The following is a 12,093-nucleotide window of genomic DNA, read 5'->3' as shown; positions in this document are numbered from 1 at the left end:
CGATGACGAGCCTTAAGCCAATCCGCGCGATCCGCAACACCATCGGCCTCCTCGTCCTGGCCCTGCTCGCCCTTGCGTCCGCCCCGCCTGCGCTGGCACAGACAGTCGCTCCCCTGCTCGGCAGCAACTGCACCGCCACCCTCCTCAACCACTCCGTACAACTCGACGACAACGGCACCTTCGCCATCCCCAACATTCCCTACAACCCCGGCCAGTACCGCGCCAAGATCATCTGCACCAACTCTGACGGAACCACCAGTGGCGCCTATACCGGCTTCGCCAGCATCACCCCCAACGGCGACTTCTCCCTCGACCGGGTCGACCTCGACTCCGCTGTTCCCCCCTCCGCAACCAATCTCGTCATCACGCCCGCCACCACCACCCTCGGCTCCAAGGGAGCGACCTCCCAGCTCTTCGTTTCCGCGTTCTACGCCGACGGCACCTACCTCGACGTCAGCGCCGATCCCGGAACCACCTACACCCTCTCGAATCCCGCCATCGCCGCCGTCTCCGCCACCGGCCTCGTCTCCGCCGTCAGCGCCGGAGTCGTCAACATCACCGTCCGCTACGATGGCCTCGTCGGATCCACCTCCCTCAACGTCAGCGCCAACCTCGACTCCGATGGCGACGGCATGCCCGACGAGTGGGAGATCGCCCACGGCCTCAATCCCTTCGATCCCTCCGATGCAGCCCTGGACCCCGACGGCGACGGCCTCACCAACCTCCAGGAGTATCAACTTGGCACCGACCCCCACGTAGCCGACACCGACGGCGATGGCCTCTCCGACGGCCAGGAGGTCAAGCTCGGCACCAACCCTCTCGTAGCCGACACCGATGGCGACGGCCTCTCCGACGGCCAGGAGGTCACCCTCGGCACCAACCCGCTATCCGTAGACACCGACGGCGACGGCATTTCAGACGGCCTCGAAGTCAAACTCGGCACCAACCCCCTCGTCGCCGATCCAACGACGACCGTCACCGGCCGCGTCATCGGCCCCGATGGCAAGCCTGTCCCCGGAGCCTCCGCTACCGTCCTCCTCTACTTCACCGGCACCACCGACCTCACCGGTCTCTTCACCATCCCATTCGTACCCACCGACGTCCCCGGCGCAGGCACCACCCTCACCGCCTCCGTCATCGCCGCCCTCAGCGGAGGCAGCGTCGAAAACGGCTCATCCAACGCCACCACCTCCGTTCCGTCAGGCACCACCGACCTGGGCGTTATCCAGCTAGGCGTCTCCACCGGAGTAGTCACCGGCACCATCGTCAATCCCAAGTTGAAGCCCGTCCCCGGCGCCATCGTCACCATCTCCGGAACCGGCGTAACCCTCACCGCCACCGCCGACGCCACCGGGACCTACCGCGTCACCAACCTGCCCGGCGGAGCCATCATGGTGGGTGCGCTCGATCCCACCACCGGCCTCCGTGGCCAGTCCACCGGAACCCTCCCACCGCAATCGACCACCCCCCTGACGGTCAACGTCACATTAGGCGGCTTCGGTACCGTCGCTGGCACGGTCGCCAACGCCGACGGTTCCCCCGCCGCCACCGGCACCACCGTCTCCCTCTCCGGATCGACCACGGCCAGCACCACCACCGCCGCCCTCGGTGCCTACGCCTTCCCATTCGTCCCTCTCGGCTCTTTCACCGTCCAGGCCACCGACACCCGGGGCAACAGCGGCAGCGCCAGTGGCTTCATCGCCACTACCTCCCAGACCGTCACCGCCAACATCCAGTTCCTCGGCAACGGAACCGTCACCGGCCTCGTCTCCGACGCCTCCGGAAATCCCGCCCCGAACGCCGCCATCACCCTGATGGCCCAGAACTCCACCCAGCAGTCGCTCACCACCACGAGCGACGCCAGCGGCCACTACACCCTCTCGAACGTCTTCGTTGGCTCCTTCGCCGTCTCCGCCTCGCTTGCCAGCGGCAACCTCGGGGGCACCGCTCTCGGCATCATCAACCAGCAGGGCCAGACCGTCACCCTCAACATCACCCTCGCCGCCGCCGGCACCATCACCGGCAGGATCCTCCAGGCCGATGGCCAGACCCCCGCAGCGTCCGTCAAGGTCCAGGCTGGCCAGAACGCCATCACCGCCACCAGCGACGCCCAGGGCAACTACACGTTGAACTTCGTGCCCCCCGGCAAAGTCCAACTCCTCGCCACCGACCCCGCCACCGGCAACCAGGGCTCCGTCAACACCACCTCGACCGCGTCCACCACGACGACCGCCCCGAACCTCGTCCTCAACGGCCTCGGAAACGTCAGCGTCACCGTCCTCGACGCCACCGGCACACCCGTCCCGAACGCGCAACTCACCCTCACAAGCGACACCGCCTTCACCCAGCAACTCTCCGGTCTATCGAGCGCCACCGGAACCTACACCTTCCAGAACGTCCTCGCCGGCGGCTTCACCGTCATGGCCACCAACCCGGTAAACGAACTCGCCGGAACCTCCCAGGGGACCCTCACCGTAGCTGGCAACGCCACCGTCACGGTGAACTTGCAGCCCGCCGGTGTTATCTCCGGAACCGTCTTCGCCGCCGACGGCAAGACTCCAGCACCTGGCGTCGAGATTCAGCTTGACCAGTCCCTCACCACCGTCTCCGCCAGCGACGGAACCTACCAGTTCGCCACCGTTCCCGCCGGGACTCACTCTATAGTCGCCCTCGACGGTGTCGGCACCGCAAGCTCGCCCTCCGCCACCGCGACCATCACCACCCAGGGCCAGACCGTCACGGCGAATCTCATCCTCATCTCTCGCGGCACGGTCAACGGAACCGTCACCAACATCGACGGAACGGTAGCGGTCGGCGTGGCCGTATCGGCCCAAAGCCTCACCGCCGGTTTCGTCCGCACCGTCTCCACCCAGACCGACGTCTCCGGAAACTACACCATCACCGGCGTCCCCACTGGACCCATCTCCGTTCTCGCCTATACCCCAACCGCATCTGCCCAGGTCAACGCCACCCTTCCCGCCGCCACCCCAACCGTCACCGTCAACCTCATGCTTGCGCAGAATCAGGTCCGCACCACCCAGACCCTCTTCGACGCCAACGCCATGCCCTACGACCTTGACCAGACCGGCGAGATCTCGAGCGGCCTCAACTCCGTCTTCGCCGGGTTCGGTATCGCCGGCTATAACCAGCACGACGAGACCCTCACCCTCTACCTCGATAGTGACGGAAGCACCCACGGCTTCAGCGGCAACGTCTTCGCCACCTCGCTCCAAAACGGCCAGGAACTCGCCGTCGAGCAGGATGGCGTCGCCGGACTCAACGTCACCCGCCGGATCTTCGTGCCCAAAGCCGGCTACATGGCCCGCTACCTAGAGGTCCTCGCCAACCCAACCGCCGCCGACATTACCGTGGACGTCAACCTCACCTCCGGCTACCGGTACACCCACGAAAATCGTGATGGCTACACCTACAACGGAACCCCCGAGGTCAACGGCAGCTCCAGCGGCGACAGCACCTTCTCCGTCACCACCGACCCCACCACGACCGATCACTGGATCATCGAAGGCACCGACGAAGACACGGATCCCTTCATCAACTCGGACAACGTTCCCTCCGTGGCCTACGTCTTCGACGACGGCAAAGGCCCCGTCTCGCTCGGCGCAGGATCCTTCGTCACCACAAGCAGCTACGGCAAGCTCAGCGCCACGTGGCAGAAGGTCCGCATCCCCGCCGGGCAAACGGTCGAGCTCATGCACTTCGTCTCCCAGGAAGTTCTGCGCACCGCAGCCACGGCAAGCGCACAGCGTCTGGTCCAGCTTCCCCCGGAAGCCCTGCTTGGTCTCAGCGCGGCTGACGCTTCTGCCATCCAGAACTTCGCCGTCCCCCAGAACCTCACGAGCACCGTAGCTGCTCTTCCAGCCCTCACCGGCCAGGTAGGTGGGACCGTCTACGCCGGTGACACCACCACTCCCATCCCCGCGGCCCTCGTCAGCCTCCAGAGCGCCGACCCGATCTTCGCCCGCACCTATCAGTACAAATCGGATGGCAGCGGCAACTTCCAATTCAACACCAATCTCGACGGGGCCGGCGACGCCATCGCGATCCCGCTCGAGAACTTCAACCTCTCCGCCATACACCCCATCACGAAAGTCGCCTCACCCACCTTCAACGGTTCGCTCACGACCGCTGTCCCCGGCGTCCTCCAGCCGGTCAACTTCTCCAACACCGGTCAGGTTCAGGGCACCGTTCGCCTCAACGCAACCACGGTCGTCACCAACGGCACCATCACCTTCACCAGTCCATCGCTCACCGGAACCGTCGCCATTCCCATCCAGGCCGACGGCACTTACGCCATCAACGGCCTCCCTGCCGGAACCTACGCCGAGGTTGCCAGCATCACCGGAACCCTGCTCACCGGCCTCGCCACACCTCTCGTCAGCGTCGGCACGACCACCACGCAGGACATCATGATCGGCACCTCTGGCGCCATCCAGGGCACCGTCCGCGGCTCTGACACCAACCACACGCCCTTGCCCGGAATAACTGTCTACCTGCACATGGGCGCGCAGACCGTCTCGACGCTTAGCAACAGCAGTGGTGCTTACTCGTTCACCGACGTCCCCGGCGGCGCCTACACCCTCCAGGCCTACGATCCCGCCTCGAACACCGCGGCGACCGTCAGCGTAACCGTCTCCGGCTCCGCCACCACGACGCAGGACATCGTCCTCTCTTCAGGAGGTTCCGTCACCGTCCAGGCCACCGCGCCCTCGGGTGTCGTCCTCAGCGGCCTCACCACTACGCTGCACGTCACAACGTCGAGCGGTGTCCAGACCTTCACCGCCACGACAAGCTCCACCGGAGCTGCCACCTTCAACAACATTCCCGTCGGCCAGCTCAGCGCCGAGGTCGATGCAGCCAACGGGTACAGCGGAACCACCACCGGAACCCTCGGCCTCTCCGGCCAGACGGTCACCCTCAACGTCACGCTCGTCCAGAGCGGAACCATAAGCGGAACTATCCTCGCCTCCGACGGCAAGACCCCGGTACCCAACGCTCCCGTCCAGCTCTACGGCACACTTCCCAATCAGCTCGAAAGCCTCGTCGCCACTACCCAGACCGACGCCACGGGACACTATATCTTCCGCTCCGTCCCCGTAGGTGCCTTCACCGTCGCCGCCCAGAACACGCCAACGGGCGACCAGGGCTATATCAACGGGACCATCGCCACCACGAACCAGCAACTTACCGTCAACGTCACCCTCGACGGAGTCGGCACGATTAACGTCACGGTGGTCACGGCCAACGGCAACCCCGACGCCGCCGTCAACGTCACCGCGACCAGCAGCTTCAACACCAACGTTGGCTATAAGGGCACCACCAGCGCGCAGGGCACTGTAACGCTCAGCAACGTCCTCGCCGGCCAGGTCACCGTCAACGCAACTGATCCCACCACCCAGCTCACCGGTCAGAGCACCGTCACCCTCGCGCCCAACGGAACTCAGAACGTCAACATCACTCTCCAGCCCTCCGGCAAGATCGCAGGCCATATCTATCAGGCTGATGGCACTACCCCCGCCGCCGGGGCTGGTCTGCAGATCTACCTCTACGGCACCAGCCAGCCTGCCGCCCGCTTCACCACCCTCGCCGACGGCTCCTACCAGTTCCTCAATCTCCCGCTCGGGGAGTACGTCATCAACGTCTACGACCCCAACCAGGTCCTCCGCAACTACGCCGCAGCCCTCATCCTCGCAACCTCCGGCCAGGTCATCACCCAGGACATCTCCTATCTCGCGATCGCCACCGTCAAAGGCACCGTCTCCAATCCCGACGGCACCGCCGCCGCCAACCTCGGCGTCACCCTCGTCAGCCAGGGACGACTCACCAGCACCCTCGCTGGAAGCACCGACGCAAGCGGCAACTACTCCATCACCGGCGTCCCCGCCGGAGCCTTCCAGGTCACGGCGCAGGACCTCAGCCACGGCCTCGGTGGCACTTCCCTGGGTTCGGTGACCAAGGATGGCGACATCGTCACCGTCAACATCCAGCTCACCTCGAACGTCGTCTCCCTCGGCCAGACCCTCACCGACTTCAACGGCTTCCCATACGACGTGCAGCACGACGGCTCCATCGGCAATGGTGCCACCTACCCCAATCTCGTCAGCAACAACTTCTTCAACCCGACCTACCAGAACGCCTTCCACCTCTCGCTCTTCCAGAACGGCGCCGCCACGGACTTTATCGGCGCATCGACCGCCGTCACCTCGATTGGTGGACGCCAGCTCGCCATCACGCAGTCGAACCTCGACTCGCTCAACGTCACCCGTAAGATCTACGTGCCCTCCACGGGGTACTTCGCACGCTATCTCGAGATCCTCTCCAATCCCGGCACCACCCCCGTCACGGTCGACGTTCAGGTAAGCGGCCAGGTGCAGTCGTCCAACGGATTGAACGCTATCTCCGTTACCACCTCAAGCGGAGATGCGTCTCTCTCCTCGGCCGACACCACGCTCGTCACCAACGACGACACCGGCTCGAGCCCCTATCCCTACTCGGAGCCCGCCCTCGGCGAGGCTTTCGAAGGCCCCGGAGCTCCCGTCGCCGTCACCCCGTCCTATCAGCTCCCGAGCGGCCTGAGCTATGCCGTCCTTACCTACCGCTGGAACTCCATCACCATCCCCGCCGGCGGCGAGGTCGCCTTCCTCCACTTCGCCACCCAGCAGACCAACCAGGGCCAGGCCGCCGCATCGGTAGCGCGTCTCTACCAGCTCCCACCCGAGGGCCTCACCGGCCTCCAGTCCGACGAGCTGGCCGCCATCCAGAACTTCGTCATCCCCCAGGGTGGTACAAGCACCCTGCCCGCCATCACCGTGCCCAGCTCCGGCAGCGTCACCGGCCACGTCTACGCCGGCGACAACCAGACCCTCGTCCCCGGAGCCCTCGCCGTCTTTACCGGAACCGACCTCTACCTCGGCGCCACCGCCTTCCAGCTCGCCGACAGGAACGGCGTCTTCGATCTCACCTCCGTCCCTGTCGCCAGCTACACCCTCCAGGGCACCGACCCCAACACCTCCGTCCGCTCGCCCATCGTCAACGGCACCTTCGCCCAAGGCGTTTCGAACTCAAGCAACGACATCGTCTTCTCGAATACCGGCCTCATCACTGGCACCCTCAACGTCCCCACCGGAACCGCCTATAGTCAGGCGAGCATCTCGCTCAACTCCACAAACCAGACCGTCGGCACCATCAATCTCACCTCCGCCAACACCTTCACCTTCACCGGCCTCCTTCCCGGCACCTACACCCTCCAACTGATCGCCGTACCGCAATACGGCAACTCCAGCGGAAGCTACTTCTTCGTCCAGCAGACCGTCACCATCACCGCCGGACAGGCCACCCCGGTCACCGTCACCCTGCCCGCCGTCGGAACCGTCTCCGGAACCTTTACCGACGCCAGGGGCAATCCCGAAACCCACGACATCGTTCAGCTCACCGACACCGCCAACACCTTCTCCCGCCTGGCCACGACCGACTCCAGTGGCGCCTTCAGCCTCCCGCAGCTCCCAGCCGGCACCTACACCCTCACCGGCACCGACGGCACAAGTGGCCTCACCGCCACCGCGACGGTCACCGTCACTGCCGGATCCACCACCACTCAGAACCTCCAGCTCGCCACCGGCGCCACTATCAACCTAACCGTCAACTACGCCAACGGCCAGCCCGCGCCGAACACCCTCGTCACCATCCACCGCAGCATGGACGCCGGCAATGTCTACCAGGCCATCGGCGTCACCGCGGCCGACGGAACCCTCCCCGTCACCGCGGTCCCAATCGGCGCCTACCAGCTCGTCGTCTACTATCCCGGCGAGACCCAGTACCAGGGCGGTGCCGTCAGCGCCACATCCAGCGGAACCGTCGCCACCAACGGCGAGGTCATCCCGATGACCATCGCCCTTCCCGCCGTCAGCACCCTTACCGGAACCATCACCACCTACAGCGGAACCGCGGCACCTAGCGCGGTCGCCATCCTTGACTACCCGGGCAACGGCAGCGCTCAGGTCCCCACCCACTCCACGACAACCGCCACCTCTTCCGGAACCTACACCTTCCCCGTCGTCCTCGCGTCCACCTCCGTCCAGCTCGGCGGCCAGCTCAACAGCGGCACCTACTACCAGTCCCAGTCCACCATCACCACCGCAGCCTCCGGCCAGACCCTCACCCAGAACATCAAGCTGCCTGTCAACACCACCGTCGTCGTCACCGTCACCGACACGAATAACAACCCCGTCCCCCAGGCCTACGTCACCCTCGACGGCACCCAGCCCACCACCGCCCTTTACTCCTACTACTCAAGCCTCACCACCGGCAACGACGGCACCGTCACCTTCACCAATGTCCCCGACGCCAGCTACTCCATCCAGGTCTCGAATTCCAATGGGAGCTTCACCGGTTCCGGAATCATCGTCGTCCACACCACCGACGACGGCAAGACCCTCCCCATCACCGTCCAGAACGGCTATACCGGCACCATCTCCGGAACCCTCCTCGCCTCCGACGGAGCCACGCCCGCCCCGCCCGCAACCTACAACGTCCTCCTCCTCGATGCCGACACGCAGGACTACATCGCCCAGGTCACCTCGACCGACGGAACCTTCAGCTTCCCGAACATCACCGTCGGACACGATGGCTTCACCATCCAGTCCCAGATGACCCAGAGCCCCACCTACACCTACGGCCAACCGTCGCCCGTCAACACCACCGGCAACTTCACCGCCCAGGGCCAGAACCTCACCGCCAACGTCACCCTGCCCATTCCCGTCCTCACCGGAACCATCTACCAGAGCGATGGATCCACCCCCGCCACCAACCCCAACGTCCAGGTCACCGTCCCCAACGAGGGCACGCCCGTGACCTTCTTCGGCGTATCCAACGCCCAAGGTGTCTACACCGCCGCCGTCCCCGCGCACGACCAGGCAAGCATCATCGCCAACGCCAACGGACTCACCACCCAGGCCCAGTACTACATCCAGACCGGCGACACCATCGACCACCAGGACGTCATCCTCGTTCCCTCCGGCACTGTCACCGGCACCGTCACCGACGGCCAGAATCCACTCTTCAACGTCCAGGTCAGCGTCACCTCCTCGGGGTCCACGTACACCCTCTTCGCCCAGACCGACGCCTCCGGCAACTACACCCTGTCCGGCGTCGCCACCGGCACCCTCACCGTTGTCGCCACGTACTACCAGGGCTGCGCCGCCACCGTCACCGGTACCCTCGCCAACCAGGGCGATACCGCAACCATCAACCCCGTCATCAATACGGCGAACTGCAACACCGGACCAAGCTCCCAGCTTCGCCCCCCGTCCCCCTCCGTACCCGCCGTCACCTTCTTCGCTGATACGCGCCCCGCTGATACGCGCCCCGCCGGCACACCGCCCGCTGGCCAGCCAACCCTTGGTTGTCATTCCCGAAGGGAATCTGCGTTTTCCTCTGCCGTTGCCTGTTCCGAGCCGTTGCCTATCCTGCGCAGTCATCCGGAGCGAAGCGAAGGCCCCCCATATCCGCCTTTGTTCTCCTCCCTAAGTCCCCCAGCGACAAGGTCCTCAGCGACAAGGCCCTCAACGACAGCATTCGGAAACCCCCTCCCATGACCCCGACCCGCCTCGCAATCGCCTTCCTCGCCCTTGCCGCGCTCTCGCCCGCGAGTGGAGCGCAATCCGCGCCAACTAACACCGTCCTCACGCAGGAAATCCAGCCCCCGCCCTACACCCTCTGGACTGCCGACGGCGTCACCATCGACAACACCCACCTGAATCCCGGCGGCTTCTGGCTCCTCCTCTATCGCGACCTCAACTCCGCGCGAGGTGACGAAGCCCTCACCCTCCTCGAGTCCCTCACAACGCCGCCCACCGCCACGGACACCACAAAGCCCGCCGTCCCCCTCGATCCCGCCCGTCTCGTCGTGGTCCTCACCCACGCCACGGGAGCCCAGGTTAGCCAGCTCCAGCTCAACCACCCGCTTCTCGCAAAAGCCACCTGGCTCCGCGACGAGAAAGAGACCGCCGCCCAGGCCCTCGGTCTCCACGGCTCGCCACACCTCATCGGCATGCACGAGAGCGCCCTCCGCTGGCAGCTCGCCGGATCCCTCGAATCACCGGCAGCCAGAACCGCCATCACCTACTGGGTCAAGAACAACGATCTCCCGCAAAACAAGCTCGTCCTCCACAAGGTCAAGCTCGCTCCGCCTCCACCCACGACCGCTGCCGCCGCACAGGCAGCCGCACTTGCCGGAGCCTCCGCCCGCCATGGAGCCAACCAGTGATCAAATTCCCCCAGTTCAGAAACTCCGTCCTCGCCTTCGCCCTCACGGCGACCGCATCCCACGCTCTGGCCCAGTACAAAAGCATCCCCGACAACTACCAGTCAGCCGAACCCATCACCACCCTCGGCTCCATCACCGCCCCGGTCTCCATCGTCGCCTTCATTGATCTCGAGTGCCCCTTCTCCGCTGCAACTGTCCCACTCATCGAGGCCATGGCCAAGGCGCATCCCGACCAGATCCATCTCCAGATTCGCCAGTTCCCCCTCGACCAGCACACCGAGTCTCAACTCGCCCACGAAGCTGCCCTCGCCGCCGGAGCCCAGGGCCGCTACTTCGACATGGTCGATCTCATCCAGGCCAATCAGCGCCAGATGACGCGCGAGCAGTACCTCCTCTACGCCGCCTCCCTCCACCTCGACCTGCCTCGCTTCAAGCGCGACCTCGACTCCCACCGCTTCCTTCCGCAGGTGCGCAACGAGGTCGCGGAAGGAAACGCCATCGGCGTCAACCAGACACCTTCCCTCTTCATCAACGGCAAGCTCTCCACCGGCTCCGTGGACGCACCCACCCTCGCCTCGCTCGTCAAAGCCGCGATACCCACCCCGTCGCCGTCCGAAGTGCCGAGACTAGCCGCCACGCCTGAACCTTCACCCGTCATCGCAAAAGACCTCTGGCAGCAGATGCTCTCCGGCAACCCGACCGCGCTGGGTCCTACCGACGCACCCGTCACCATCGTCGAGTTCACCGACTTCCAGTGCCCCTTCTGCCGCCGCTCCATCGACCCCCTCCATCAGCTCATCGCAGCCAGCGGTGGAAAGGTCCGCTGGGTCTATCGCAGCTTCCCCCTCGACATCCACGAGAACTCCGAAATCGCCGCCGAAGCCGCCCTCGCCGCCGGGGCCCAGGGCAAGTTCTGGCCCATGCATGATCTCCTCTTTGCCCAGCAGGACGTCATCGACCGCGCCCACATCGACACCTTCGCCCGCCAGATCGGCCTCGACATGGCCCGCTTTCAGGCCGATCTCGCCTCCGGAAACTATCGCGCCGCCATCGCCTCCGACCGCGTCCTCGGCAACCAGGCAGGTGTCGACGGAACTCCATCCTTCTTCATCAACGGCCACGCCCTCACCGGCGCACGCAGCCTCCCCGAACTCCAGCAGGCAGTCGCTCTCGCCGCGAGCGAACCTGGCATGCTCGCACCCGTTCAGCTAGCCACGAGAGTTCCTTCTGACGCTCAGGAACACCTGATCGCCGGCACGCCACAGTCCTCCAATTCCATCCTCTGGTTCTCCGACGTCGAAGCCTCAGCCGCACCCGCTATCGGCCATGTCGTCCAGAACCTCCTTGAACAGCAGGGCCCTCAACTCCGCGTCATCCTCAAGAGCTACGCCCTCCCCGGCCACGCAAACGCCGCCCTGACGCACCGCGCACTCCTCGCGGCCTCAAACCAGAACCGCTTCTGGCCCTTCTACTACCTCCTTGCCGGCCAGACCCTCCCCTCATCCCCCAACGCCGCGCGCACTCGAATCCTGGCCGCTGCCAAAGAAGCAGGCCTGGACACGACCACCTTCATCAAAGTCCTCGACAGCCCCGAATTCGACCATCAGATCGAAGCCGACCACCTCGAAGCCACCAGCCGTGGCGTCCGCGGCGTCCCCGTCCTGATCCTCAACGGCAAACGCGTAGACGGCATCCAGCCTCTCGCCCTTTACGAGGACTACCTCCACACCGACCAGGCCGCCATCCCAGCCAACTAAATGACGTTGTCCCTTGCCGTCGCCAGTATTGCCGTCGCTAGCATTGCAGTCGCC

At 65.3% G+C, this 12,093-nt stretch carries 3 protein-coding genes; all 3 read left to right on the top strand.

Going from position 1 to position 12,093, the window contains the following annotated elements; genetic code table 11:
* The first annotated feature begins 2 nt into the window (after positions 1 to 2).
* From GRAN_RS08230 to GRAN_RS08220, 3 genes are read left to right on the top strand one after another with little or no spacing between them, the layout of a single operon-like run.
* The gene (locus GRAN_RS08230) at positions 3 to 9,611 is read left to right on the top strand and encodes a carboxypeptidase regulatory-like domain-containing protein (protein WP_128912428.1); all 9,609 of its coding nucleotides are present in this window, start codon (positions 3 to 5) and stop codon (positions 9,609 to 9,611) included.
* Positions 9,608 to 10,282 (top strand): hypothetical protein, encoded by a 675-nt coding sequence (locus GRAN_RS08225; protein WP_128912427.1) that lies wholly within the window; start codon positions 9,608 to 9,610, stop codon positions 10,280 to 10,282. Before GRAN_RS08230 ends, GRAN_RS08225 begins: the two co-directional genes overlap by 4 nt.
* Positions 10,279 to 12,039, top strand: a complete 1,761-nt coding sequence (locus GRAN_RS08220) for a DsbA family protein (protein WP_128912426.1) — start codon at positions 10,279 to 10,281, stop codon at positions 12,037 to 12,039. The genes GRAN_RS08225 and GRAN_RS08220 overlap by 4 nt, the downstream gene beginning before the upstream one ends.
* Positions 12,040 to 12,093 lie beyond the last annotated feature (54 nt).

Origin of the sequence: Granulicella sibirica (assembly GCF_004115155.1) — a bacterium.
In the GTDB taxonomy this organism is placed as follows: domain Bacteria; phylum Acidobacteriota; class Terriglobia; order Terriglobales; family Acidobacteriaceae; genus Edaphobacter; species Edaphobacter sibiricus.
Note: the sequence above shows the minus strand (reverse complement) of the source record. Positions and strands in the feature narration are given on the sequence as shown.